This window comes from Pseudonocardia sp. WMMC193, assembly GCF_021728735.1.
Classification (GTDB): Bacteria; Actinomycetota; Actinomycetes; order Mycobacteriales; family Pseudonocardiaceae; genus Pseudonocardia; species Pseudonocardia oroxyli.
Map to the genome: position 1 here is coordinate 1,130,105 of NZ_JAKKDO010000003.1, position 24,401 is coordinate 1,154,505.

Here is a 24,401-nt window from a genome sequence, read left to right on the forward strand (position 1 = left end):
GGACGTCGGACGGTCGCCGCCCGCAGGTCATCCGATCGATATCGGGAGTTTGCCGAACCGGACATAACTCCCGGACGAACGGGTAGTCGACGGGGTGAGCCGAGGCGGAGGAGCGGGGTCGTGAAGGTGCTGTGCGTGGGCGGAGGGCCCGCGGGTCTGTACACGGGCATCCTGGCCAGGCTGAGTGATCCGAGCACCGAGGTGGAGGTGCTGGAGCGCAGCGCGCCCGCCGACACCCACGGCTGGGGCGTGGTGTTCGGCGAGAACCTGCTCGACGACCTGCACCGCCACGATCCCGAGGGCGGCAGGCGGCTGCGCGAGGCGGCGACCGTGTGGGCGCGGCAGGAGGTGCGGGTCGGCGTGGCCGAGCCGGTGCACCTGGGCGGGCGGTACGGCTTCAGCATGGGCCGCACCCGGCTGCTGGAGCTGCTGGCCGCGCGGGCCGAGGAGGTCGGCGTCCGCATCCGCTGGGGGGTGGACGCCGACCCGGCGAGCGTCCGCGACGAGGCCGACGTCGTGGTCGCGGCGGACGGGGCGGGCAGCCGGATGCGGGCCGCGGGAGGCTTCGACACGCGGATCACCCCCGGCCGCAACCGCTACGCGTGGCTCGGCACCGACCACACCTTCGACGCGTTCACCTTCGCGTTCGAGCGGACGGACGCCGGCTGGATCTGGTTCCACGGCTACCCGTCCAGCGGCGGGACCAGCACCTGCATCGTCGAGTGCACGCCAGAGGTGTGGACGGGGCTGGGCCTGGACGGCGGGGAGGGCAGGGACAGCTCGGACTTCCTCGACATCCTCGGCCGGATCTTCGCCCGCCACCTCGGCGGACGCCCGCTGCGCACGCCCCCGGGCACCACGACGTGGCAGAGCTTCCGGCACGTCCGCACCGCGTCGTGGGTCGACGGGAACGTCGCGCTGGCGGGCGACGCCGCCCACACCACGCACTTCGCCATCGGCTCCGGCACCACCCTCGCGATCCAGGACGCGATCCGGTTCAACGAGGCCCGCGCGTTGTTCCACGACGACCCGGCGGGCGCCCTCGCCGCGTACGACGCCGTCCGCAGCCTGGAGGTCGACCGCATCCAGGTCGACGCCGCGCGCAGCATGGCCTGGTTCGAGGAGCTGCCCGACCGCGTGGAGGGCGCGGACCCCGTCCGGTTCGGCTACGAGCTGCTGGACAGGCGCGGCGACCACTCGGAGTCCTGGCGCTACCAGGTGCACCTGGCCACCCAGGTCCCCTCGCTGCGTCGGGTCCGGCAGGGCATGACGCGGGTCCGGCGGGAGGCTCGGGCGGCCCGGCGGCGGTGACTGTCACCCGTGTCATTACGCTCACTCGGTCGTTTCGAGAGGGTGTGAGGATGCGCAAGGTTCTCTGCATCGGCGGCGGCCCCGCCGGACTGGCCGCGGCCATGCTGCTCAAGCGGGACGACCCGACCCTGGAGGTCGAGGTCCGGGAACGGCACGCGCCCGGGGCGACCCACGGCTGGGGCATCACGTTCGGCGAGGACCTGCTCGACGACCTGCACCGGCTCGACCCGGACGGCGGCCGGGCCGTCCGGGCCGCCGCGATCCTCTGGCGCGACCAGGTCGTCCGGATCGGCGGGCGGGCGCCCGTGCACATCGGCGGCAAGTACGGCTTCTCGATGGGGCGCGCCGCGCTGCTGGACATCCTGGTGCGCCGCGCGGAGGACGCCGGCGTGAAGGTCGTCTGGGACACCCCGGTCGAGCCGGAGGGCGTCGGCGAGGAGGCGGACCTCGTCCTCGCCGCGGACGGGGCCGGGAGCCGGGTCCGGGCGGCGTACGGAGCCGGAGTCGACCATCGGCACGGCTTCGACATCGCCATCGAGACGGGCCGCAACCGCTACATCTGGCTCGGCACCGAGCGCTACCTGCCCCGGTTCACGTTCGCCTTCGAGCGCGTCACCTGGGCGACGGGGTCGGGCTGGATCTGGTTCTACGCCTACCCGTCCACCGGCGGCACGAGCACGTGCATCGTCGAATGCTCCCCGGAGGTGTTCGAGGGCCTCGGCCTGGGCTCGGACGTCGACGCCGACCTCCGGCGCCTGGAGGAGATCTTCGCCGGGCCGCTGGGCGGGGCGGCGCTGCTCCGGCCGCCCGGCGCGGTGGGGAGCACGGGCACGGCCGAGCCGTGGCTGCGGTTCCGCCACCTGCGGACCCGCTCGTGGGTCTCGGGGAACGTCGTGCTGGCGGGGGACGCCGCGCACACCACGCACTTCGGCATCGGGTCCGGGACCGTCCTCGCCGTGCAGGACGCGGTGCGGCTGGCCGAGTCGCTGCGCCTGTTCCCCGACGACCTCGCGGGCGGGCTCGCCGCCTACGACGCCCTGCGGCGCGCCGAAGTGGGCCGGGTGCAGGCGCAGGCGCTGCGGAACATGCACTGGTTCGAAGACGTCGGGCGCCACCTGGACGAGCAGGACCCCGTCCGCTTCGCCTACACGCTGCTCGACCGCCGGGGTGACCACCCCGAGGCCTGGCGCTTCCAGCTGCACCGGGCGACGCAGTTCGAACCGCTGCGCAAGGTCCGGCAGGGCATGACCACGCTGCGCCGCACCGCACGAGCCGCGAAGCGGGAGCGGGTGGGGTGAGGCGCGGGCGGCTGGGGCGTGTGGTGACGCTTGGGACGCCCAAGCGCCGCTGAGTGACGCTTGGGACGCCCAAGCGTCGGTGGGCTGGGGCGTGTGGTGACGCTTGGGACGCCCAAGCACCGCTCAGCGACGCTTGGGACGCCCAAGCGTCACGGCCCAAGCCACGGGCCCAGCCTCAGCTCGGCCGCGCCGCCAGCGCTTTCTCCAGAACCGGCGCCGTCAGCTCCACCTGCCAGTTCCGCGCCCCACCGGCGCGCAGGAAGGCGGGTACGTCCCCGTCCTCGGGCGGGGACCAGCACAGCCTGCGCATCAGGTCGGGCTGGAGCAGGTTCTCGACCGGGATCGACCAGTGTTCGGAGAGCTCGGCCAGCCCGGTGCGCGCGGCGGCCAGCCGGGCCGCGGCGGCGGGATCGCGGTCGCCCCAGCGCGAGACCGGCGGCGGGCCGTCGGTGGGCGCCGAGGAGCGCGGTAGCTCCGCGTCCGGCAGGGCCTGTGCGGCGCGCAGGGCTCCGAACCAGTACGACTCCAGCCGCCGCTGCGCCCGGCCCCGGAACACCGGGAGCTGCGACAGCGCCCGGGCGTCCGGCGGGTTGGCGACCGCGGCCTCGATGATCGCGGAGTCCGGCAGCACCCGTCCGGGCGCGACGTCCCGTTCCGCAGCGAGCGTGTCCCGCGCCTCCCACAGCGATCGCACGGCGGCGAGTGCGCGGGGCTTGCGGACCTTGTGGATCCCGGACGTCCGCCGCCACGGATCGGTGCGCGGCGGCGGCGGTCCGGCGGTGCGCACGGCCTCGAACTCCTCGTACGCCCAGTCCAGCTTGCCCTGCTCGCGGAGCAGGTCGGCCAGGACGTCACGCAGCTCGACGAGCACCTCGACGTCGAGCGCCGCGTAGTTCAGCCAGTCCTCGGGCAGCGGCCGCCGGGACCAGTCGGCTGCGCCGTGGCCCTTCTCGAGGGCGAGCCCGAGCATGCGTTCGGTCAGCGGCCCGAGCCCGACGCGGGGGAGCCCGGCGAGCCGGCCCGCGAGCTCGGTGTCGAACAGCGCGGCGGGCCGCAGCCCGGCCTCGGCCAGGCAGGGGAGGTCCTGGGAGGCGGCGTGCAGCACCCACTCGGGCCCGTCCATGGCGGGCGCGAGCGCGGTGAGGTCGCCGCCCAGCGGGATCGGGTCGACGAGCGCCGACCCGGAGCCCGCCCGGCGCAGCTGCACCAGGTAGGCCCGCTGGGAGTAGCGGAATCCGGAGGCGCGCTCGGCGTCCACGGCGATCGGACCGGAGCCCGCCTCGATCGCCTGCGCCGTCCTGGCCAGCGCCGATGCGTCCCGCACGACGTCGGGGATCCCGTCGGCGGGCCGGAGCAGGGGCACGGCGGAGGGACCGGTCTCCGCGTCGTTCTCGTGCGGAGCCGGCCCGCCCCCCTGGTCGTGCTGTGGCGTCACCTAGCGGATGACTCCCGCTCGCATGGCGAGCGCGACCATCTGCGCCCGGTCGCCGGTGCCGAGCTTGCGCCCGATCCGGGACAGGTGACTCTTCACCGTGAGCGCGGAGAGGTTCAGCGCCTCGCCGATCTCCTTGTTCGACTGCCCGTCCGCCACGAGCTGCAGCACCTCGACCTCGCGGGCCGAGAGCTCCCGCGGGGTGTTGTCGGTGCCCGGCACCCGGGTGCCGGTGGCGAGCAGCGGGGCGACCGTCGGGTCGGCGTAGACGCCACCGTCGAGCACCCGCTTGACACCGTCGGTCACCACGGCGGGGGAGGCGGACTTCAGGAGGTACGCCTGGGCGCCCGCCTGGAAGGCCGACCGGACCGCGTACGGGTCGTCGGAGCTGGCGAGGACCACGAGGCGGTTCCAGCCGAGCTGGCGCAGCTCCGTGACGAGGTCCAGCCCGCTGCCGTCCGGCAGGCCGAGGTCGAGGATCGCGAGGTCGCACGGGCCGTTGGCCTGTGCACGCGCCCTGGCCTCGGCGACCGAGGCCGCCTCGTGGACCGTGCCGGCGCCCATCGAGCGCAGGCGCGCGGCGATCGCCTCCCGCAGGAGCGGGTGGTCGTCGACGACCAACACGGAGAACTGCTCTTCCCGCGGATGAGGAACCATCGCGGGTTGGAGCACGGCACCGGGAGTGCCGCGCAAGGGTGTGCCCTGGCCTACTACGGCCACGTCACTACCTCCCTGGAGTCGGTCGTTGCCCCCCGACCAACACCGGGACCCCGGTGACGGACGGAGAGTGTGTCCCCGACCGCCCGAGGAGGTGTCGTGGAGGAACTGTAGCCCCCCAAGCGGTCTAACGTCGTGTATCCGATCGAACTTCTCCGGGTGAAAGTTACAGCGTTGTCGAAGATGATGCGCCCAACCGGGTGATCCACGCTGCGTATCCGGCTCGTGACCAGCGCGTTCGGGTCGTCAACTCTCTGCGACCGTTCGGCGCTCAACAACTTCGCTCCGCAAGCGTCCGTACCCCGACCGGCGGCAGCCCGGCCGCCGTGGCGACCAGCCGGTGGAAGGCCTCGCCGTGCGCGGCAAGGTCCCCGTCCCGTGCGGTGGGGGTCCAGGAGGCCCGCAGCTCGACGTCGTCGTCCCGGTTCGGGCCCGCGATGTCGCCGAACCGGACCGACGACGTCTGGGTCACGGTGCCGCCCAGGGCGCGGTGGCCCGCGCCGAGCTCGGCGAGCGCCTCGGTCAGCCAGGACCACGCGATCACGGGGAGCATCTCGTCCCCCAGCTGTTCGCGCTCGAGCCGCGCCTGCACGAAGCAGACGAGCCGGAAGGTGCCCTCCCAGGCGTCCTGGCCCGCGGGGTCGTGCAACAGGATCAGCCGGCCCGAGGTGTCGGGCTCGTCGAGGTCGTCGGTGCCGTCGCCGCGGTGGACGATGTCCGCCTCGACCGTGCACGCCCAGCCGAACGGCGCCATCTTCGGCGGCGCCTTGAGCGGTCGGACCACCAGCTCTCGGCGGGGACGCAGGCCGTCCAGCGAGGCGACCGCGCGGACGAACGCGGCCGGAGGGGAGGCGGTCGGATCGGGCACGAGCGGGGACTGTAGGTGGGCGGCGTCGGCGCCGGTGGCAGGCGCGCCGCTCTCCGATCGGGTCGTCACCGGTGGTGTGGGACGATGAGCGGCGATGAACACCTCGGTGACCTCCCCGCGTCGGACGTTGTCGGCCTCGCCGTTCCTGGCCGCGGCCCGTGGTGAGCGCCCGGAGCGCCTGCCGGTGTGGTTCATGCGCCAGGCGGGCCGGTCGCTGCCGGAGTACCGCGCGCTGCGCGCGGACACCTCGATGATGCAGGCCTGCCTCGACCCCGAGATGACCTGCGAGATCACCCTGCAGCCCGTCCGGCGGCACGGGGTGGACGCCGCGATCCTGTTCTCGGACATCGTGGTGCCCCTGTACGCGGCGGGGATCGGCGTGGACATCGTGCCCGGCACGGGGCCCGTCGTGGCGTCCCCGGTGCGCACGGCCGCGGACGTCGAGAACCTGCCGATGCTCGCCGCCGCCCAGGTCGCGCCGGTGACGGACGCCGTGGCCCTGCTGCTGCGCGAGCTGGGGGAGACCCCGCTGATCGGGTTCGCCGGGGCCCCGTTCACCCTCGCCTCGTACCTGGTGGAGGGCGGGCCCTCGCGCAACCACGAGCGCACGAAGGCGCTCATGTACTCCGCGCCCGAGGTCTGGCACGCCCTGATGGCCCACCTCGCCCAGCTGACGGCGACCTTCCTCGAGGCGCAGGTCGCGGCGGGTGTGGACGCGGTCCAGCTGTTCGACTCCTGGGCGGGCGCGCTGTCGGAGCGGGACTACCGGCGGTTCGTGCTGCCGCACTCGGCGTCGGTCCTGGACCGGATCCGGGACGTGCCGCGCTTCCACTTCGGCGTGGGGACCGGGTCGCTGCTCGGGGCCATGGCCGAGGCGGGGGCGGACGTCATCGGGGTCGACTGGCGCACCCCGCTGGACGTCGGGTCGCAGCGCGCGGGCGGCCTCCCGGTCCAGGGCAACCTGGATCCGGCCGTGCTGTTCGCGGACGTCGACTCGGTCGCCGAGGAGACCCGCCGGATCGTGGCCGAGGGCAGGCGGGCGCCGTCCCACGTGTTCAACCTCGGACACGGGGTGCTGCCGGGCACCGACCCGGACATGATCACCCGCACGGTCGACCTGGTGCACTCGCTCTGAACCCGCACGTCGGGGCCCGCGGATGACGGGTCGGATCGCGATCGTCGGCGCCGGGGTCTCGGGCCTGGCGGCGGCGCAGCGGCTGCGCACCCTGCTGGGGTCCGCGGCCGAGATCGTCGTGCTGGAGCAGCGGGACCGCGTCGGCGGCGTGCTGCACACCGTCGACCTGGCGGGCGTGCCGTTCGACGTCGGGGCCGAGGCCTTCCTCGCCCGCAGGCCGGAGGTCCCGGCGCTGGTCGCCGAGCTGGGCCTGACCGACCGCGTCGTGCACCCCACGGGTGCCTCGCCGACCATCCGCGCGGGCGGGCGCACGGTCGGGATGCCCACCGGCACCCTGATGGGGGTCCCGACGGCGACCTCCGACCTCTCCGCGGTCCTCTCACCCGCCGCCCGGGCGGAGGTGGCGGCCGAGCGGACCCGCCCGCTGACCTGGCGTCCCGGGCAGGACGCGAGCCTCGGCGCCGTGCTGCGGGACCGCCTCGGCGACGAGGTCGCCGAGCGCCTGGTGGAGCCCCTGCTGGGCGGCGTCTACGCGGGCCGCGTCGACTCCCTGGGCCTGCGCGCCACCATCCCGCAGCTGGCGAAGGCCCTGGACCGGGGCGCCCCCTCCCTGACCGACGCGGCCACCACCGCCGTGACGCCCGCCCCACCCCGCGAGTCCCCCGCTCCGGCCCCGCGAGTCCCTCACAACGGCCCCGCGAGTTCTCCGGAGCGAGCCCCGGAGTCCGGTGGCCCGCGGGTGGCGGGGCCGCAGGCGGGTCCGGTGTTCGGTGCGCTGACCGGCGGCTACGGCACCCTGCTCGACGCCCTCGTGGAGGCGGCGAAGCCCGAGCTCCGGCTCGGCACCACGGTGCGTGAGCTGGCCCGGACCCCGGGCGGCTGGCGGGTGACCCTCGGTCCGACCACGTCGCCCGAGCATCTCGACGTCGACGCCGTGGTCCTCGCGGTCCCCGCCCCCGCGGCGGCACGCCTGCTGGCCGGGACACCCGCCGCCCGGCCGCTGGGCGAGATCGAGCTGGCGTCCTCCGCCGTGGTCGCGCTCGCCTACGACGGGATCGAGGGGCCGGAGACCTCGGGCGTGCTGGTCGCGGCGGACGAGCCCCTGGCGATCAAGGCCGCCACGCACTCGTCGCGCAAGTGGGCGCACGTCTCCCCGGACGGCCTCCTCCGGCTGCGCGTCTCGATGGGTCGGTTCGGCGAGGCCACGACCCTCCGCGTGCCGGACGACGAGCTGGTCGCCCGGGCCCGCCGCGACCTCGCCACCCTGCACGGCCTCACCGCCCACCCGGTCGCGACGCACGTGCAGCGGTGGGGTGGCGGGCTGCCGCAGTACGCCGTGGGGCACGACGAGCGGGTCGCGGCGATCGAGGCCGCCCGACAGCCCGGGCTCGAGGTCGTGGGTGCGGCACTGCACGGGGTCGGCGTCGCCGCGTGCGTCGCCACCGCCCGCGCCGCGGCCGAGCGGATCGCCGGCACCCTCTCGGCCTGACGGTCCGGCCGCGCCCCGGCGGAGTCGCGGTGTGAGGGGCGTGACCGGCGGGTGTGGGGTCGGAGGGCGGGTGGGCGTGGCAGCATGTCACCCATGGCCCGCCTGGACTACGCCGAGCTCAACGCGACGATCCGCTACACCATGTGGTCGGTCTTCCGGGTGGAACCCGGCCGGCTCGGGGAGGACCGCGCCGCCGCGGCGACGCAGGCCACCGAGTTCGTCGAGGCGTTGCAGGGCAAGGGCGTCGTGGTGCGCGGGGTGTACGACCTCGCGGGCGTGCGGGCGGACGCGGACTACATGGTGTGGTGGCACGCGGACAACCTGGAGGCCCTGCAGGCCGCGTACGCCGACCTGCGTCGCGAGACCTCCCTCGGCCGCGCCTCGGTGCCCGTCTGGAGCCAGGTCGCGCTGCACCGCCCGGCCGAGTTCAACAAGAGCCACATCCCGGCGTTCCTGGCGGGCGAGGACCCCAAGCGCTACGTCTGCGTGTACCCCTTCGTCCGCAGCTACGAGTGGTACCTCCTGCCGGACGACGAGCGTCGGAAGATGCTCGCCGACCACGGCAGGGAGGCCCGGGACTTCCCGGACGTCCGGGCCAACACCGTCCCCGCCTTCGCGCTCGGCGACTACGAGTGGATCCTCGCGTTCGAGGCGGACGAGCTGCACCGCATCGTCGACCTCATGCGGCACCTGCGCGGGACCGAGGCCCGCCTGCACGTCCGCGAGGAGATCCCCTTCTACACCGGCCCCCGCGTCGAGGTCGGTGCGCTGGTGACCACCCTCCCGTAGCCGCCGACCGCGGCCTACTCGGCGGGCTCCAGCGTCATCGAGATCGAGTTGATGCAGTAGCGCAGGTCGGTGGGGGTGGGGTAGCCCTCACCCTCGAAGACGTGGCCCAGGTGGCTGTGGCAGTTCGCGCACAGCACCTCGACCCGGCGCATCCCGAGCGAGGTGTCCACCTTCTCGATCACCGCGGCGTTCTCCGGCGCGTAGAACGACGGCCAGCCGCAGTGCGACGCGAACTTCGTCTCGCTCCGGAACAGCTCGGCTCCACACGCGCGGCAGTGGTAGACCCCGACCGTCGTGGTGTCGGTGTACTCCCCGACGAACGGCCGCTCGGTCCCCGCCTGCCGCAGGACCTGGTACTCCGCCGGAGACAGCTGCGCGCGCCACTCCTCGTCCGTCTTGACGATCTTGGCGGCGGGCTCCACTCCAGAAGTCATGCGTTCACGCTAACCCTTCCCGGCAACGGTTGCCGTGGGGTGCAACGCGCGGCGCCCTACACCCATGCCCCGAGCATGCTCACCAGCGCGTTCGCGACCACCCACACCACGCCGACCAGCAGCAACACCACCACCGCGACCGCCGCCCAGTACCGGGCGCCCTGCGCCCGGTTGGTCGACTCGGCGAAGTCCCGCACCCCGTCGAGGTAGCCCTCCACGGTGTAGGACGGGCGGTCGCGCTGCATCCGGTCGAGGTGCTCGGCGAAGGCGCGCGCCTCCGGGTCCGTGGGGTCCAGACCGGCGAGATCGTCGTCGAAGCGACGTGTCCAGCTCTCCGCCATGAGCAGCAGGGTAGTAGGTTTCGCGACCATGGCGGCGAAGTCGGTCATCCTGCTCGACGTCGGCGGCCGCGAGGTGCGTCTGACCAGCGCGGACAAGGTGGTCTTCCCGGACCTCGGGATCACCAAGCGCGAGGTCATGGAGTACTACGTGGCGGTCGCGGAGCCGATGCTGGCGGTGCTGCGGGACCGGCCCACGAACCTGAAGCGCTACCCGGACGGTGTGGACGGCGAGCCGTTCTTCGCCAAGCGCCTGCCCAAGGGGGCGCCCGACTACATCGAGACCGCCAGGGTCACCTTCCCCAGCGGCCGGACGGCGGACACGTTCTGCCCCACCGAGCCCGCCTCGATCGCCTGGGCCGCGAACATGGGCACGCTGGACTTCCACCCGTGGCCCGTGCGGCGTCCCGACACCGACCACCCCGACGAGCTGCGCATCGACCTCGACCCGCAGCCCGGCACCGACTTCGCGGACGCGGTGGAGGTCGCCGCCGTCCTGCGCGAGGTGCTGCACGAGGCGGGACTGACCGGCTGGCCCAAGACCTCCGGCGGGCGCGGCCTGCACGTCTTCGCGCCGATCCGCCCGGAGTGGGACTTCATCGAGGTCCGCCGCGCCGTGATCACCCTCGCCCGCCGGGTCGCCGACCGGATCCCGGAGAAGGCGACCGTCGCGTGGTGGAAGGAGGAACGCGGCGAACGGGTGTTCCTCGACTTCAACCAGGCCGCCCGGGACCGCACGATCGCGAGCGCCTGGTCGGTGCGGGGGCTGCCGCGCGCCACCGTGTCGATGCCGCTGAGCTGGGACGACCTGCCGGACGCCGAGCCGGACGACTTCACCCTGCGCACGGTCCCCGGCCTGCTGGCCGAGCGCGGCGACCCGCACGCCGACATGGGGCGCGAGCGCGGCGGCTGCGAGCTCGCCCTGGAGTGGTACGAGGCGGACGGGCTGGGGGAGATGCCCTACCCGCCGGAGTATCCGAAGATGCCCGGCGAGCCGATGCGGGTCCAGCCCAGCCGGGCGCGTCAGAAGGACTGACGGGCGCCGCGCCGGGCGGAGCGGTAGCGGCCGCAGCCGCAGGCGACGCAGTCGGTGCCGGACCGCCAGTGGTCGTGGTGGCCCAGGTCGTGGCCGCAGCGACACGACGCCGCGCCGTCCCCGGAGACCCCGGCGACCGGAGCGGACCTCGGCATCCGGGACGTGAACCGGGCCGACAGCAGAGCGAGCATGAGCGAGAACCCCCGACGGGTCTGGACGTGACTTCCACGGGGTCTGTCGCGCCGCCCGCCGCCGGTGTGTCGGGGTGGGGAGGGCTTTCATCAGGATGAGGGAGGAGGGCCCGAACAGCCCCTCGCCCGAACGCGAACGGCCGTGTCGGACAGACCCGTCCGGCGCTCCCATACCCAGCGCGGCACGGATGATGCCCGTAGGGTTCACCCACTCGCCCGGCCGATCCGCGGCTGCGCACGGTGACGAGAGGAGGTGGCGAGTGAGCCTCTGGCAGTACGTCGCCGAGCGGTGGGACCGGCTGTCGCTGCAGGCCTGGCTGCACGTCAGCGGGGTCGTGCAGTGCGTGGTCCTCGCCGCGATCATCGGTGTGGTGGTGGGCGTCCTGGTCTACCGCAGCTCCGCGGGCTCCGCGATCGCCACGGCCCTGTCCAGCACGATCCTGACGATCCCGTCGTTCGCGCTGCTCGGTCTGCTGATCCCGATCGTGGGACTCGGTGTCACGCCGAGCGTCATCGCGTTGACGCTGTACGGGCTGCTCCCGATCGTGCGCAACACGATCGTCGGCCTGGCCGGCGTCGACCCCGCCGTGTCCGATGCCGCGAAGGGTGTCGGGATGAGCCGGGTCGGTGTCCTCACCCGCGTCGAGCTGCGGCTGGCCTGGCCCGCGATCCTGACCGGCATGCGCGTCTCGGCCCAGATGCTGATGGGCATCGCGGTCATCGCGGCCTACGCGAAGGGCTTCGGCCTGGGGTCGGAGGTGTTCTCCGGACTGACCCGCGCCGGATCGGCGAACTCGCTGAACCAGGCGCTCGCCGGGACGCTCGGCGTCGTCGTCCTGGCCCTGATCCTGGACGGGATCTTCGTGCTCATCGCCCGCTTCACCACTCCCAGGGGGATCCGTGACTGAGACTCTCGACCAGCCGCTCGCACAGGGCGTCTCCGGCGCGGAGATCCGCCTGGAGAAGGTCACCAAGCGGTACCCGAACACCAAGGCCCCCGCGGTCGAGGAGTTCACGATGACGATCCCGGCCGGGAAGATCGTCGTGTTCGTCGGCCCGTCCGGCTGCGGCAAGACCACCACGATGCGCATGATCAACCGCATGGTGGAGCCCACCTCGGGCGTGATCACCATCGGCGGCGAGGACGCGCTCAAGCTCGACGCCGACGAGCTCCGCCGCGGCATCGGCTACGCCATCCAGCAGGCCGGGCTGTTCCCGCACTACACGGTGGCGCAGAACATCGCCGTCGTGCCGGGCCTGCTCAAGTGGGACAAGCAGCGGATCCAGAACCGCGTCGAGGAGATGATGGACCTGGTCGGTCTGGACCCGGGCACGTTCGCCCAACGGCTGCCCCGCCAGCTCTCCGGCGGCCAGCAGCAGCGCGTCGGGGTGGCCCGCGCGCTCGCCGCGGACCCCCCGGTGCTGCTCATGGACGAGCCGTTCGGCGCCGTCGACCCGATCACCCGCGGCAACCTGCAGGACGAGCTGCTGCGGCTGCAGGCGGACCTGGGCAAGACGATCGTGTTCGTCACCCACGACTTCGACGAGGCCGTCAAGCTCGGGGACAAGATCGCCGTGCTGGGCGACCGGTCCTCGATCCAGCAGTACGACACGCCCGAGGCCATCCTCGCCAACCCGGCCAACGACACCGTGGCGGGCTTCGTGGGCGCGGGTGCGTCGCTGAAGCAGCTGACGCTGACCCGGGTGCGGGACGTCGCCTACGACACGGACGCGGTGCTGGCCGTCGGCGACCACGAGCGCCCCGCGGCCGTCGCCGAGAAGCTGGCGCAGACCGGCCGGACCTACGCCCTCGTGCTCGACGCCCGCAGGCGACCCCAGCGCTGGGTGCACGTCCGCGAGCTGGCGGGCCGCCACGACCTCTCGACGGTCGGGAAGCCGGTCGGCGACTCGGTCTCGCCCGCCTCCACCCTGCAGGACGCCCTGGAGGCGATCCTCACCGAGGGCGGCCGCGCGGTCGTCACCGGGCAGCGCGGCGAGCTGCTGGGCACGATCGACATCGACACCGTGACCAGCGTGATCGCCACCAACCGCGAGGAACACGGGGTGAGCGAGTGACCGCCGACGTACTCGGTCCCGCGGAGGCGACATCATGACCGCCGACGTACTCGGTCCCGCGGAGGCGACATCGTGACCGCCGTCGCCGAAGGCCTCGCCGGGGTCAGCGAGACCCGGTCCGTCCCGCCGCGTGCGAGCGTCGCCTCCCGCTCGGACCGGCTGCGGCTGTTCATCCAGCCCGTCGCCGTCGTGGTGCTGGTGGCGGCGGTGGTGATCTGGGCGCTGAGCAGCGACCTGAACGCCAACGAGCGCGAGACGCTGAACCTGCCGACCATCCTGGAACTCACCGGCCAGCACATCCTGATCACGCTGGTGGTGAGCGTGCTGGTGGTGGTCATCGCGGTGCCGTTGGGTGTCGCGCTGACCCGGCCCGCGCTGAAGTGGCTGAGCCCGGTGTTCCTGGCCGTCGCGAACATCGGCCAGGCCGCGCCCGCGCTCGGCGTGATCGTGCTGTTCTTCCTGTGGTCGGGCATCGAGGGGCTGTGGGCCGTCGCGATCCCGCTGATCTTCTACACGCTGCTGCCGGTGCTGCGGAACACGATGGTCGGCATCCAGCAGGTGGACCGGTCGCTGATCGACGCGGGCCGCGGCATCGGCATGTCCGCCTCGGGCGTGCTGCTCCGGGTCGAGCTGCCGCTGGCGGTGCCGCTGATCCTGGCGGGCCTGCGCACGGCGTTGGTGCTGGCGGTCGGCACGGCCACCCTGGCGTTCTTCGTCAACGGCGGCGGGCTGGGCGAGCTGATCGACACCGGGTACAAGCTGCAGCTGAACTCGGTGATGTACGTCGGCGCGGTGCTCGCGATCGGGTTGGCGCTGCTCGTGGACTGGTTGGGCGGCATGGCCGAGCTCTGGCTGGCGCCGAAGGGGGCGGAGCAGTGAGGCGGCTCGTCGTCCTGCTGGTCGCGCTGACCTCGATCCTGGCCGGCTGCGGGCTGTCCCAGAACACCGCGGTCCCGTTCACCGTGACCCCGGGGTCGATCAAGCCCGTCCCGGAGCTCGAGGGCGTCACCGTCGTCGTCGGGTCCAAGGACTTCACCGAGCAGATCCTCGTCGGGTACATGTCGGAGCTGGCGCTGGCCGCGGCGGGGGCCACCCCGGTGGACCTCACCAACATCCAGGGCTCGTCCAACTCCCGGCTGGCGCTTCGCACCGGGGACATCGACCTGACCTGGGAGTACTCCGGCACCGGGTGGATCAACTACCTGGGGCACACGGACCCGATCCCGGACGAGAAGGCCCAGTACGAGGCGGTCCGGGACGAGGACGCCGCGCAGAACGGCATCACCTGGCTGCCGTACTCGGAGCTCAACAACACCTACGCCTTCGGCGTGACCGAGGCCTATGCGCAGCAGCACGACCTGGTCACGACGTCGGACATGACGGCCTTCCTGCAGCAGAACCCGGCCGAGGGCGTGTTCTGTGTGGAGACCGAGTTCGCCAGCCGCCAGGACGGGCTGCCCGGGGTGCAGGCGGCGTACGGGTTCCGCCCGGCGGAGGTCAAGACCTTCGGCACCGGCGCGATCTACGCGGGCATCGCCAACGGCACGTGCAACTTCGGTGAGATCTTCACGACGGACGGCCGGATCGCGGGCCTGAACCTGCGGGTGCTGGAGGACGACAAGAAGTTCTTCCCGCAGTACAACATCAGCCCCGTCCTGCGGACCGAGTTCCTGCAGCAGCACCCGCAGATCGCGGACGTCATGGCGCCCATCGCCCAGGCCCTGACGAACGACGAGATGATCGAGCTCGGCAAGAAGGTGGACGTCGACGGCGAGGACGCCGCCACCGTCGCGAGGGACTGGATGATCGCGAAGGGCTTCATCGGCCCCGACACCGCCTGACATCCCTCGCCACCCACGACATTGTGGAGCCACAACTGTCGTTTCCGGCCCCGGAAACGACAGTTGTGGCTCCACAATGCGGGAGTCAGGCGGGGCAGACCGTGCCGTCGCGGGGGAGGACGCCCGCCAGCAGGGTCTGTTCGACCAGGGCGGTCACGCAGGCGTTGCGCGGGTAGGCGCCCTGGCCGGCCCCCTGCCATCCGACGAAGGCGCTGCGGCCCAACGACTGCGCGACGTGTTGGGAGCCGGCGAGGGGGGCCCGGGCGTCGGCCGCGGTGCCCAGCACCAGGACCGGGGCGGCCTCGGGCGGCAGGGTGCCGACCTCGGGCGCGCCCGGCGCGGTCGGCCACGGGCCGCACGCCAGCAGCCCCTGGGCCGCCGCCACCCCGAACAGCGGGTACCGGGTGCCCCACCGGTCGGCGAGCTGCGCGACCTGGGGCGGGGCGAGCCGCTGGGTGGAGTCGTTGCAGGCGGTGGCGAGCGCGGCGTCGAACGTGCCGCCGTCCCCGAGCACCGGGGCGAGGAAGGCGAAGAGCCCGGACGGGTCCCCGGCGCCCGCGGCGGCCAGCCCGGCGGCCAGCGCGGGCCACCGCGCCGGGTCGGGCAACCCGGCGCGCAGCGCGGCGAGCGTGCCGCCCGCGGTGAGCCGGTCACCGTCGGCGGAGGCGAGCGGTTGCTGTCCGAGCCCGCCGACGACGCCGGCCACCGCGGCCCGCGGGTCCGGCCCCAGCGGGCAGTTCCCCCGTGCGACGCAGGCCGCGGCGAAGGCGTCGAAGGCCGCCTCGGTGGCGGCGGTGCGCGCCTCGGTCCGGTCCGGTTCGGGCGTGGCGAGGTCGACGGGGGAGTCGAGCACCAGCCGTCCGACGGACCGGGGGTGGGCGAAGGCCCAGGCCGCCGCGGCGGTGGCCCCGTCGCCGAGGCCCAGCACGTTCAGGTGCGCGGTCCGCAGCTGCGTGCGCAGGATCTCCAGGTCCGCGGCCGTGGCGGCGGTCCGGTAGGAGCCGATGTCGCTGTCCAGCAACAGGTAGCAGTCCTGCACGACCGCGCGGGCGTCCTCCAGCAGTCCCGCCAGCCCGGCGTCCCCCGGGACCGGGGGCACGTCGGTGAGGGCGGCCCGCGCGTCGGGCGGGGCGCAGTCCAGCAGGTCACCACCGGTGCCGCGGCGGTCGATCCCGACGAGCTGGTAGGTGGCGAGCACGGGATCGGACACGAGCGTGGCCATTCGGGCGGCGAGCCGGGCGGACCCGCCCGCCGCGCTGTCCCCGACCACGACGAGCGCGGGCCGGTTGCGCGGCGCGTCCGCCCGCGAGACGCGCAGCACCCCGACCCGGGTGGTGTCGGCGCCGCGCCGCTGGGGGTCGGTGTCGACCTCGAGCTGCCCGCAGCTCGCGGAGAGCGCGCGCCCGGCGGGGACCGGGTAGCCCGCCGCCGCGACCGCCTCCAGGGTGTCCGCGGTGCAGTCCGAGTAGTCGATCAGCGTGTCGAGCGGCTCGGGTGTCGGGAGCGCGTTCGGGTCGGCGGGCGGAGCCTCTGCGCTGGTCGGCGGGCCGCCGGTCCGCTCGCCGCGGACGGCGACGGGCGGGCGCTGCGAGGGTCCGAGGGCACAGCCTGCGAGGACGAGGGCGCCGACCAGCGCGAGCACCAGCCACCGCACACGAGCCCCCACCCCACCAGTCTGACCGACCCGCCGTGAACCGGGTGTCAGTGCGCCGTCCAGCCGCCGTCCTGCACCAGCGACACCCCTGTGATCGACGCCGAGGCGGGGCCCCAGAGCACGCTCGCGAACTCGGCGACCTCGGCCGGGTCGATCAGCCGCTTCACCGCCACCGGGGTGAGCATGATCTGCTCGACGACCTGGTCCTCGGGGATGCCGTGGGCCCGGGCCTGGTCGGCGATCTGCTTCTCCACGAGCGGGGTCCGCACGTACGCCGGGTTGACGCAGTTGCTGGTCACCCCGTGCGGCGCGCCCTCCAGCGCCGTGACCTTCGACAGCCCTTCGAGGCCGTGCTTGGCCGCCACGTAGGCCGACTTGAACGGCGAGGCGCGCAGCCCGTGCGCGCTGGACACGTTGACCACCCGCCCCCAGCCCTGCGCGTACATGTGCGGCAGCACCCGCCGGACCAGCCGGAACGGGGCCTCGAGCATGATCGTCAGGATCGCGTGGAACAGGGCCGGGTCGAAGTCCTCGATCGGTGAGACGTGCTGGCGGCCCGCGTTGTTGACCAGCACGTCCACGTCGGCGGGCAGCGCGTCGACCGCGTCCAGGTCGGTGAGGTCGCAGACCAGCGGCTCGATCCCCTCCGCGGCGGGCACCGCCACCAGGTCGACGGCGTAGACGTGCGCGCCGTCCGCGGCCAGCCGGTGGGCCATGGCGGCCCCGATCCCGCTCGCCGCGCCGGTGACCAGGGCCTTCTTGCCGGAGAGCGTCATGGGAGGAGCCTAGGGCGGGATCGGGCCGCGGAGCGTGTCGACCTGCTCACGCCACCCGCGGCGTGGACTTCGCGGTGTCCAGCTCCAGGCGGACGGCGACGGGGAGGTGGGCGATCCCGAGCGCGTCCCGGGCCTCGGTGACGATCTCCGCGTCGAGCCGCCTGCAGATCTCGGCGACGTCCGCCTCGTCGTCCAGCCAGACGGTGAGCCGCAGCGCGGGGCTCCCGGGCTTGCCGACCATCCGGCCCCGGGTGCGCGAGACCCCGCGGAGCCCGGCGGCCCGTTCGGCCACGGCGTCCGCGGCGGCCCCGGCGGTGACCAGCAGCCTGGTCTCGGCGTCGGACTCCAGGAGCAGGTCGGGGCGGCGTTCGGGGCGCAGCGAGCGCACCGCCCACCACAGCCCGACGACCAGCAGCAGCACCCCGGCGGCGATCGCCACCCACCGCCAGAGCAGCGGCTGGGCGCGCAGCGCGTCCACGATCATCGGGTCGAGCAGCGGCCTGCCCGCCCGGCCGCGGCCGAACACCCCCCAGCCCAGCAGCGCCGCGCCGGTGCCCGCGAGCAGCAGGACCAGCCCGAGCAGCGCCAGGCGGGTGCGGTCCCCGCCCGCCGACCGGGCGACGGCGCGGCGGGAGCGGCGCACGACCCCCTTCGGCATGTCCACCGTGGTCATCGCGGCTCCTTCCGGCTGCGGGTGGTGACGGCGACCGAGGGTCGCCGGGCGAGCGGCAGGTCGTCGAGCAGCGCGTCCGTCCGGGCCCGGACGGTCTCCTTGAGCGAGCCCTCGTCCTCCGGCCATCCCTCGGCCCGCACGACCACCCGGCGGGCGGAGGCGGACACGGTGGCGGCGGCGACGTCGTCGGACGCCCGGACGGTCCGGCCGACCAGCCGGGCGAGCACCCGCGGGGAGGTCGACACGGTCATGGCGGGGGTCGGCGAGGTCAGCGGGACGTCGTGGCGGCGGGCGAGCAGCGCCACGAGCAGCAGGAGCAGCCCGATCACGCCGACGCACACGGAGACGACGAGCACCGGGCCGTCGGACCAGGTGGTGTCGCGCAGGGTCGCCTGCCAGGCCTGCCAGGGCACGACGATCCCGGTGGTCGAGCCGGGGCGGACCCAGGCCGCCACGACCTCGATCACGAGCAGCACCCCGACCGCCGCCAGGGCGAGCCCCAGCAGCGGGGCGAGGGTGCGGAGCAGCACGCGCACGGCGGCCTCCTTACTGGATCTTGGGTGCGCGGGGGCCCGCGGGCGGGCGCAACCCGGAGACGGTCACGGCGACCGAACGGACGTGGTGCCCGGTGAGCCGGGCCAGCTCGGCGGTGATCCGTTCGCGCACGGTGTGGACCGTGGTGCGCACCGGGGTCGGGTAGACGCAGGTGAGCTCGAGGCGGACGTCCACGGAGTCGCCGACGGCGCTCACCCGCGCGCGGGGCCCGGCGTCGCCGACCTCGAGGCCGGCGACCCGGCGCTCGCGGTGCAGCGTGCCCGGGGTCCGGTCGGTCACGTACTCGACGATCTTGCGGAGCACGACGGGGTCGATGTCGAGTCCGCCGCGCTCGTCGGCGTCCGGGGCCCCGGCGGGCAGCGCGACCGCCGCGGGCGCCCGGGACCCGGGGGCGGGCACGGTGGACACGGTCACTTGTCCCGGGCCCGGCCGAGCACGCCGGACAGGTCCAGCTCGCCGTCGAGGAACCGGCCGACGGCGAGCCCGAGCGCGCCCAGGACCAGCACGATGATGAAGGCGACGAAACCGCCGAAGGCGGCGGCGAGGCCGAGTAGGAGCCCGGCCAGCAGGCCGGTCTGGGTGGCGTTCATGAGTGCTCCTGGTCTTCCTGGTCTTCGGAGAGCCGGGACCGGGCCCGGCGACGGGCCGTCCGGATCGCCGCGATGACGATCCGGACGGGGAGGGGAGGAGTGGCGACGAACTCGACGGGCCGGTCGAACCGGGGGTCCGGCGGCGGCGCGTCCGCGGGCTCGGCCCGCGCGCGCAACGCCGCCAACCCGGCGACGAAGGCCTCGGGATCACCGCCCCGGTCGGGGTGGTGGGCCTTGACGAACGCCCGCTCCTCCGGTGTCACAGCAGGCCGACCTGCGCGGGGACGACGTCGGACACGGTCAGGTCCACCGGACGGTCGCCGACGATGCGGGCCACGCGGGCCCGCAGCCGCTCGACGACCGCCGGGATCGGCGGGCCGAGGTGGAGCACGACGGCGACCTCGACGCGGTCCGCGACCCGCACCCCGACCAGCTTCTCGCCGGGCAGGTAGGTCAGCACCGCGCCGTAGACACCGCCGTCGAGCCGCGCGACCGCGGGATCCGCGGTCACGGCGTCGGCGACCGCCCGCGCGAGCGCGTCGGTCTCGGCGGCGGACGTGGTCACTCGACGCGCGAGGTCGCCGGGGTGGCCGGGACCGGCGTGGGCGCCGAGTCGTCGTCCTCGTCGGGCAGGTGGATGTCGTTCACGGCGATGTTGACCTCGATGACCTCGAGGCCGGTCATCCGCTCGACCGCGGTGATCACGTTGCGTCGCACGGCGCGCGCGAGCTCCACGATGGACGCGCCGTACTCCACGACGATGTCCAGGTCGATCGCGGCCTGCTTCTCGCCGACCTCGACCTGCACACCCGCGATGTTCGAGGCGCCGGTGCCGCCGCCGGGGATGCGCTCGCGCAGGGCGCCGAAGGTGCGAGACAGCCCGCCGCCCATGGAGTGGACGCCGGAGATCTCCCGCGCGGCGATGCCGGCGATCTTCTGGACCACGGAGGCCGCGATGGTGGTCTTGCCCTGCGAGGTGTCCTCGGCGAGGCGGCTCGGGCTGCCCGCGGTGCCTGCCGGGTTCGCCGTCGAGGGCGCGGTGGTGGCGGGGGTGCTGGTGGTCATGGGTATTCCTCCCGTGCTGTGGTGCGCTTCCACATCTTCTGACGTGGGTTCCCCGTCCGCCCTCACAGATGTTCACTCGAATGGCGGATGTGATAGCGCAGGAGCAGGGTCGAGTCCTCCTCCAGTACGGAGTGGAGGGTCATGTCCTCGGGCTCGACCCCCGCGGCGGACCGGGCGATCCGGCCCGCCTCGCCCGCCGCCAGCAGCGGGGAGAGGGTGAGGCACAGCTCGTCCACGGCCCCGGCGGCGACCAGGTCGCCGTGCAGGCCGGGTCCGCCCTCGCAGAGCACGCGGCGCAGCCCGCGGCGGTCGAGCTCGCCGAGGAGGGTGGGGACCCGCAGGTCCGGCAGCTCGACGACGTCCCCGCCCGCCTCCCGCAGGGCGGCGCGCCGGTCCGCCGGGGCCTCGGCGGTGGTGAGCACGATCGTGGGGACGGCGGTGTCGGTGAACAGCCCGAGGTCGGTCTCCAGGGACGCCGACCCCGTGACGACGGCGATCGGCGGGGGAGTGTCCCGCCCGATCGTCGGCGTGCGGGCGCCGCGGTAGCGCTCGGCGCGCGCCGTGCCGGACCCGACGAGGATCACGTCGGCGAGCCTGCGCAGGACGCCGAACACGGCCTTGTCCGCGGGGGAGCCGAGACCGGAGGAGACGCCGTCGACCGAGACCGCGCCGTCGAGACTGGACACGAAGTTGACCCGGACCCAGGGCCGGCTCAGATCCGCCGGGTAGGCATAGGTCTGCGTGAGGTCGGGGTCGGATCCGGGGGGTAGCAGGCTGCGCACCCGCACATCCCAGCACGTCCTGTGATCCATCGGGGGTTTCGGCCCGCCGGTGCTGAGGCTAGCCTCACTTCGACCGAGGGGGACCACACCGGAGGGCAGGGTCCCCTCATGTACGGACGGGGTGACACGTGGCGGCGGGAACGACGCAGGTTCCGGGGGCCGGGAGCGCAGCGACCGGCCGGGCCCGGCCCCGCCGGTCGCTGCGCACCCGGCGGCTGACCGGGCTGGGCCTGCTGGTCGCGCTCCTGGTGCTGGTGGTGTTCGCGAGCATCGCGCTCGGCACCAAGGTCATCCCGTTCGCGCACGTGTGGAGCGCGCTCTGGGCGCCCACCGGCACCGAGGACGACATCGTCATCCGCTCGCTGCGGATCCCGCGCACGATCCTCGGCGTCGCCGTCGGCGCCGCCCTCGGTCTCGCGGGCGCGCTGATCCAGGGCCACACGCGCAACCCGCTGGCCGATCCGGGCCTGCTCGGGGTGAACATGGGCGCGGCGTTCTTCGTGGTCGTCGGGATCTACGTGTTCGGCGTGACCACGCTGTTCGGCTACGTCTGGTTCGCGTTCGCGGGCGCGATGGTCGCCAGCGCGGCGGTGTTCGCGCTCGGTGCGGCGAGTGGGCGCGGCAGCCCCACCCCGGTGACGCTCGCGTTGGCGGGCGCCGCCCTGACCTTCCTGCTCAGCGGCCTGGTCTCGGCGATCATCCTGATCGACACCGACACCCTGGACGCCTACCGCTTCTGGAACGTCGGCTCGCTCGCGGGCCGGGACGCCTCCATCGCCGGGCAGGTCGCGCCGTTCCTGGTCCTGGGCGCGCTGATCGGGCTGGCGAGCGCCCCCGCGCTCAACGCGCTGTCGCTGGGGGAGGACGTCGCCCGCTCGCTCGGGCAGTCCGTGCGCCGCACCCGGTTCCTGGGCGTCGTGGCGATCACCCTGCTGGCGGGGGGCGCCACGGCCGCGTGCGGGCCGATCGGGTTCGTCGGACTCGTCGTGCCGCACGTGGTGCGGGCCTTCACCGGGCCGGACTACCGCTGGTTGCTGCCCGCCTCCGGGCTGATGGGCGCGGTGCTGCTGCTGATGGCGGACATCGTGGGCAGGCTCGTCGCCCGCCCCGGCGAGCTGCAGGTCGGCATCGTGCTCGCGCTGATCGGGGCGCCGTTCTTCATCGCCCTGGTCCGCCGCCGCAGGATGATGGCGATCTGATGACGAGCACGCTCGTCCCCGGCCGCACCCCGCTGCGGCGCGGCCCGTTCTCGGGGGTCTGGCGCCCCCGGAACGTCACCGTCCTGGTCGTGGCCGCGGTCGTCCTGGTGCTGGCGCTGGCGGTGAACATCGGCCGCGGCGAGTTCCCCATCTCCATCCCCGAGGTGCTGGCCGTTCTCGTCGGCGGCGGGGACGCCGGGCAGCAGTTCATCGTCCTGGAGCTGCGGCTGCCGCGGTCGCTGACCGGTGCGCTCGTGGGCGGGGCGCTGGCCGTGTCCGGTGCGATCATGCAGTCGATCGCCCGCAACCCGCTGGCCAGCCCGGACATCATCGGGATCACGTGGGGCGCCTCGGCCGCGGCGGTCACCCTGATCGTGCTCGGCGGCTCCGGCCTGGTCGGCGGGCTCGCCGCCGTGGGGCTGCCGATCGCGGCCCTGGTCGGCGGCCTCGTGACCGCCGTCCTGATCTACACGCTGGCGTGGCGCAAGGGCATCCAGGGCTTCCGGCTGGTGTTGGTCGGCATCGGCGTCAACGCGATGCTGGCCGCGCTGGTGAACTGGCTGCTCATCATCGCCCAGGTCTACGAGGCCGCGCGGGCGCAGGTGTGGCTGAACGGCAGCCTGAACGCCCGGGGGTGGGAGCACGTGGTCCCGGTCGGGATCGCGCTGCTGGTCCTGGTGCCCGCCGCGCTGGTGCTGGCGTTCGTCATGGGCGCCCTGCAGTACGGAGACGACACGGCCAAGGGCCTCGGTGTGCGGGTCAACACCGCGCGGAGCCTGTTGCTGCTGGTCGCCGTCGGGCTCGCCGCCGTGGCCACCGCAGGGGCGGGGCCGATCGCCTTCGTGGCGCTCGTGGCGCCCCAGATCGCCCAGCGGCTCGTCGGCTCGTCCCGACCGCCGATCGGCGCGTCGCTGCTGGTCGGGGCCGCGCTCACGGTCATCTCGGACATCATCGCGCGCACCGCGTTCGGGTCCGTCGAGCTCCCGGTCGGGGTCGTCACGGCCGTGCTCGGCGCCCCCTATCTGCTCTACCTGCTCATCAGACAAGGCCGGGAGGCCCGCGCATGACCACGCGCCCCGACGCTGCGATCGAGGCTCCGCTCGACGCTCCGATCGACGCCCCGATCGACCTGGACGCGCCCGCGACGGACGAGGCCCCGGCGGCCCGGGTCCGGCTCGCCGCCGAGGGTGTCCGGCTCGGCTACGGCGCCCGGACGATCGTCGAGGACCTGGACCTCGAGATCCTGCACGGCACCGTCACCGCCGTGATCGGGCCGAACGGCTGCGGCAAGTCCACCCTGCTCCGGGCGTTGGGTCGGCTCCTGGCCCCGACGGCGGGTCACGTCCTGCTCGACGGGCGGCGGATCGACCGGACCCCCACCAAGGAGGTCGCCACCGTCCTGGGGCTGCTCCCGCAGGCGCCCACCGCGCCGGAGGGGCTCACCGTGGGCGACCTCGTGGCGCGGGGCAGGCACCCGCACCAGGCCTGGTACCGGCAGTGGTCCGGGGACGACGAGGCCGCCGTGGCGGAGGCGTTGGCCTGGACCGGCATCGCGGACCTCGCCGAGCGCCCGCTCGACGAGCTCTCCGGCGGCCAGCGCCAGCGCGCCTGGATCTCGATGGCGCTCGCCCAGGGCACCGAGCTCCTGCTGCTCGACGAGCCCACCACGTTCCTGGACCTGTCCCACCAGGTCGAGGTGTTGGAGCTGGTGGACCGTCTGCACAGCGAGCGCGGCCGCACGGTCGTCATGGTGCTGCACGACCTCAACCTCGCCGCCCGCTACGCCGGCCGGCTCGTCGCCATGAAGGACGGCCGGATCATGGCCCAGGGCGCGCCGGCGGACGTGCTCACCGAGCCGCTGCTGCGCGAGGTGTTCGGGCTCGAGGCGAAGGTGGTTCCGGATCCCGTCGCGGGTACTCCGATGGTGGTCCCGATCGGGACGGCGCGCGCGTCGCGCGCCTGAATAATGCGCTCGCGCGCGGTGGATGTCGGCAATCCCATTGCCCGAGACGGTGGCGGTAAATCAGACGTTCGCCGTTTCGAGAAGTCCCGAGCCGATGTGCCACAGCGTGACCGGTTGAATCCGCAACGCGCCCTCGTTATAGACTCGGCGGGCCAGGGGGGATGAATGGGACTGCCGTCGAGAAAGCGG

Annotated in this window: 29 protein-coding genes; 13 read left to right on the plus strand and 16 right to left on the minus strand. The window is 74.0% G+C overall.

Annotation, left to right across the window (positions count from 1 at the left end; genetic code table 11):
• The first annotated feature begins 120 nt into the window (after window positions 1-120).
• Both L3X23_RS06740 and L3X23_RS06745 read left to right on the plus strand, forming a co-directional pair.
• Window positions 121-1,311, plus strand: coding sequence for an FAD-dependent monooxygenase (locus L3X23_RS06740; RefSeq protein WP_237191244.1), 1,191 nt, complete (start codon window positions 121-123; stop codon window positions 1,309-1,311).
• A 50-nt stretch (window positions 1,312-1,361) separates the two neighbouring features.
• Window positions 1,362-2,609, plus strand: coding sequence for an FAD-dependent monooxygenase (locus tag L3X23_RS06745; protein ID WP_237191245.1), 1,248 nt, complete (start codon window positions 1,362-1,364; stop codon window positions 2,607-2,609).
• A 175-nt stretch (window positions 2,610-2,784) separates the two neighbouring features.
• Here L3X23_RS06745 and L3X23_RS06750 read toward each other — a convergent pair whose 3' ends face one another.
• From L3X23_RS06750 to L3X23_RS06760, 3 genes are all read right to left on the minus strand, one after another.
• A complete protein-coding gene (locus L3X23_RS06750; RefSeq protein WP_237197943.1) occupies window positions 2,785-3,972 on the minus strand; it encodes a ribonuclease D in 1,188 nt (395 codons plus the stop codon).
• Window positions 3,973-4,044: 72 nt separating this feature from the next.
• A complete protein-coding gene (locus tag L3X23_RS06755; RefSeq protein WP_237191246.1) occupies window positions 4,045-4,698 on the minus strand; it encodes a response regulator transcription factor in 654 nt (217 codons plus the stop codon).
• Window positions 4,699-5,029: 331 nt separating this feature from the next.
• On the minus strand, window positions 5,030-5,626 hold the full coding sequence (locus L3X23_RS06760) for a DUF3000 domain-containing protein (RefSeq protein WP_237191247.1): 597 nt from the start codon (window positions 5,624-5,626) through the stop codon (window positions 5,030-5,032).
• 94 nt (window positions 5,627-5,720) lie between these two features.
• Here L3X23_RS06760 and hemE point away from each other — a divergent pair, with 94 nt between their 5' ends.
• The 3 genes from hemE (at window position 5,721) to hemQ (ending at window position 9,039) form a co-directional block, all read left to right on the plus strand.
• Window positions 5,721-6,761, plus strand: a complete 1,041-nt coding sequence (gene hemE / locus L3X23_RS06765) for a uroporphyrinogen decarboxylase (protein WP_237191248.1) — start codon at window positions 5,721-5,723, stop codon at window positions 6,759-6,761.
• Window positions 6,762-6,783: 22 nt separating this feature from the next.
• Complete coding sequence (hemG, locus tag L3X23_RS06770) at window positions 6,784-8,250, plus strand: protoporphyrinogen oxidase (protein WP_237191249.1); 1,467 nt, start codon at window positions 6,784-6,786, stop codon at window positions 8,248-8,250.
• Window positions 8,251-8,343: 93 nt separating this feature from the next.
• Window positions 8,344-9,039, plus strand: coding sequence for a hydrogen peroxide-dependent heme synthase (hemQ, locus tag L3X23_RS06775; protein ID WP_237191250.1), 696 nt, complete (start codon window positions 8,344-8,346; stop codon window positions 9,037-9,039).
• A 14-nt stretch (window positions 9,040-9,053) separates the two neighbouring features.
• Here hemQ and msrB read toward each other — a convergent pair whose 3' ends face one another.
• Together msrB and L3X23_RS06785 are read right to left on the minus strand one after the other, a co-directional pair.
• Window positions 9,054-9,473 (minus strand): peptide-methionine (R)-S-oxide reductase MsrB, encoded by a 420-nt coding sequence (gene msrB, locus L3X23_RS06780; protein WP_093075421.1) that lies wholly within the window; start codon window positions 9,471-9,473, stop codon window positions 9,054-9,056.
• Window positions 9,474-9,529: 56 nt separating this feature from the next.
• Window positions 9,530-9,814 (minus strand): hypothetical protein, encoded by a 285-nt coding sequence (locus tag L3X23_RS06785; RefSeq protein WP_237197944.1) that lies wholly within the window; start codon window positions 9,812-9,814, stop codon window positions 9,530-9,532.
• A gap of 28 nt (window positions 9,815-9,842) precedes the next feature.
• Between L3X23_RS06785 and ligD the strand changes: the two genes are divergently transcribed.
• Window positions 9,843-10,847 carry a non-homologous end-joining DNA ligase gene (gene ligD / locus L3X23_RS06790; RefSeq protein WP_237191251.1) on the plus strand — a complete coding sequence of 335 codons (1,005 nt, stop codon included), beginning with the start codon at window positions 9,843-9,845 and terminating at the stop codon, window positions 10,845-10,847.
• Here the strand turns inward: ligD and L3X23_RS06795 are convergent.
• Complete coding sequence (locus L3X23_RS06795; RefSeq protein ID WP_237191252.1) at window positions 10,835-11,038, minus strand: hypothetical protein; 204 nt, start codon at window positions 11,036-11,038, stop codon at window positions 10,835-10,837. The genes ligD and L3X23_RS06795 overlap by 13 nt on opposite strands.
• Before the next feature lie 260 nt (window positions 11,039-11,298).
• Between L3X23_RS06795 and L3X23_RS06800 the strand changes: the two genes are divergently transcribed.
• The 4 genes from L3X23_RS06800 (at window position 11,299) to L3X23_RS06815 (ending at window position 14,955) form a co-directional block, all read left to right on the plus strand.
• The gene (locus L3X23_RS06800; protein WP_237191253.1) at window positions 11,299-11,946 is read left to right on the plus strand and encodes an ABC transporter permease; all 648 of its coding nucleotides are present in this window, start codon (window positions 11,299-11,301) and stop codon (window positions 11,944-11,946) included.
• Window positions 11,939-13,114 carry an ABC transporter ATP-binding protein gene (locus L3X23_RS06805; protein ID WP_237191254.1) on the plus strand — a complete coding sequence of 392 codons (1,176 nt, stop codon included), beginning with the start codon at window positions 11,939-11,941 and terminating at the stop codon, window positions 13,112-13,114. Before L3X23_RS06800 ends, L3X23_RS06805 begins: the two co-directional genes overlap by 8 nt.
• A 72-nt stretch (window positions 13,115-13,186) precedes the next feature.
• Complete coding sequence (locus tag L3X23_RS06810; RefSeq protein ID WP_374204823.1) at window positions 13,187-13,993, plus strand: ABC transporter permease; 807 nt, start codon at window positions 13,187-13,189, stop codon at window positions 13,991-13,993.
• Entirely contained in the window at window positions 13,990-14,955 is a 966-nt protein-coding gene (locus tag L3X23_RS06815) for a glycine betaine ABC transporter substrate-binding protein (RefSeq protein WP_237191255.1), read from the plus strand. The genes L3X23_RS06810 and L3X23_RS06815 overlap by 4 nt, the downstream gene beginning before the upstream one ends.
• 85 nt (window positions 14,956-15,040) lie before the next feature.
• On the opposite strand, the gene L3X23_RS06820 is transcribed toward L3X23_RS06815, so the two are convergent.
• The 10 genes from L3X23_RS06820 to L3X23_RS06865 all read right to left on the minus strand — a co-directional run bounded on the left by L3X23_RS06820 (window position 15,041) and on the right by L3X23_RS06865 (window position 21,050).
• Window positions 15,041-16,621: an alpha/beta hydrolase gene (locus L3X23_RS06820; protein WP_237191256.1), complete on the minus strand. Its 1,581-nt coding sequence runs from the start codon at window positions 16,619-16,621 to the stop codon at window positions 15,041-15,043.
• 35 nt (window positions 16,622-16,656) lie between these two features.
• Window positions 16,657-17,385: a 3-hydroxybutyrate dehydrogenase gene (locus tag L3X23_RS06825; RefSeq protein WP_093075393.1), complete on the minus strand. Its 729-nt coding sequence runs from the start codon at window positions 17,383-17,385 to the stop codon at window positions 16,657-16,659.
• A 46-nt stretch (window positions 17,386-17,431) separates the two neighbouring features.
• The gene (locus tag L3X23_RS06830; RefSeq protein ID WP_237191257.1) at window positions 17,432-18,058 is read right to left on the minus strand and encodes an alkaline shock response membrane anchor protein AmaP; all 627 of its coding nucleotides are present in this window, start codon (window positions 18,056-18,058) and stop codon (window positions 17,432-17,434) included.
• Window positions 18,055-18,594: a DUF6286 domain-containing protein gene (locus L3X23_RS06835; protein ID WP_237191258.1), complete on the minus strand. Its 540-nt coding sequence runs from the start codon at window positions 18,592-18,594 to the stop codon at window positions 18,055-18,057. Before L3X23_RS06835 ends, L3X23_RS06830 begins: the two co-directional genes overlap by 4 nt.
• Before the next feature lie 10 nt (window positions 18,595-18,604).
• Window positions 18,605-19,012 carry an Asp23/Gls24 family envelope stress response protein gene (locus tag L3X23_RS06840; RefSeq protein ID WP_093076092.1) on the minus strand — a complete coding sequence of 136 codons (408 nt, stop codon included), beginning with the start codon at window positions 19,010-19,012 and terminating at the stop codon, window positions 18,605-18,607.
• Between the two features lie 11 nt (window positions 19,013-19,023).
• Window positions 19,024-19,203 carry a hypothetical protein gene (locus L3X23_RS06845; RefSeq protein ID WP_237191259.1) on the minus strand — a complete coding sequence of 60 codons (180 nt, stop codon included), beginning with the start codon at window positions 19,201-19,203 and terminating at the stop codon, window positions 19,024-19,026.
• The gene (locus tag L3X23_RS06850) at window positions 19,200-19,466 is read right to left on the minus strand and encodes a hypothetical protein (RefSeq protein ID WP_237191260.1); all 267 of its coding nucleotides are present in this window, start codon (window positions 19,464-19,466) and stop codon (window positions 19,200-19,202) included. Before L3X23_RS06850 ends, L3X23_RS06845 begins: the two co-directional genes overlap by 4 nt.
• A complete protein-coding gene (locus L3X23_RS06855) occupies window positions 19,463-19,768 on the minus strand; it encodes a hypothetical protein (RefSeq protein WP_093075379.1) in 306 nt (101 codons plus the stop codon). The genes L3X23_RS06850 and L3X23_RS06855 overlap by 4 nt, the downstream gene beginning before the upstream one ends.
• Window positions 19,765-20,268, minus strand: a complete 504-nt coding sequence (locus L3X23_RS06860; protein ID WP_237191261.1) for an Asp23/Gls24 family envelope stress response protein — start codon at window positions 20,266-20,268, stop codon at window positions 19,765-19,767. The genes L3X23_RS06855 and L3X23_RS06860 overlap by 4 nt, the downstream gene beginning before the upstream one ends.
• Before the next feature lie 62 nt (window positions 20,269-20,330).
• Window positions 20,331-21,050 (minus strand): pyrimidine reductase family protein, encoded by a 720-nt coding sequence (locus tag L3X23_RS06865; RefSeq protein ID WP_237191262.1) that lies wholly within the window; start codon window positions 21,048-21,050, stop codon window positions 20,331-20,333.
• A gap of 128 nt (window positions 21,051-21,178) precedes the next feature.
• Here L3X23_RS06865 and L3X23_RS06870 point away from each other — a divergent pair, with 128 nt between their 5' ends.
• Genes L3X23_RS06870 through L3X23_RS06880 form a run of 3 tightly spaced genes read left to right on the plus strand, consistent with a single transcriptional unit; the run spans window position 21,179 to window position 24,212 of the window.
• The gene (locus L3X23_RS06870; protein ID WP_237191263.1) at window positions 21,179-22,249 is read left to right on the plus strand and encodes an iron ABC transporter permease; all 1,071 of its coding nucleotides are present in this window, start codon (window positions 21,179-21,181) and stop codon (window positions 22,247-22,249) included.
• Window positions 22,249-23,316, plus strand: coding sequence for an iron chelate uptake ABC transporter family permease subunit (locus L3X23_RS06875; protein ID WP_237191264.1), 1,068 nt, complete (start codon window positions 22,249-22,251; stop codon window positions 23,314-23,316). The genes L3X23_RS06870 and L3X23_RS06875 overlap by 1 nt, the downstream gene beginning before the upstream one ends.
• Window positions 23,313-24,212: an ABC transporter ATP-binding protein gene (locus L3X23_RS06880; protein ID WP_237191265.1), complete on the plus strand. Its 900-nt coding sequence runs from the start codon at window positions 23,313-23,315 to the stop codon at window positions 24,210-24,212. The genes L3X23_RS06875 and L3X23_RS06880 overlap by 4 nt, the downstream gene beginning before the upstream one ends.
• The last annotated feature ends 189 nt before the right edge of the window (window positions 24,213-24,401 follow it).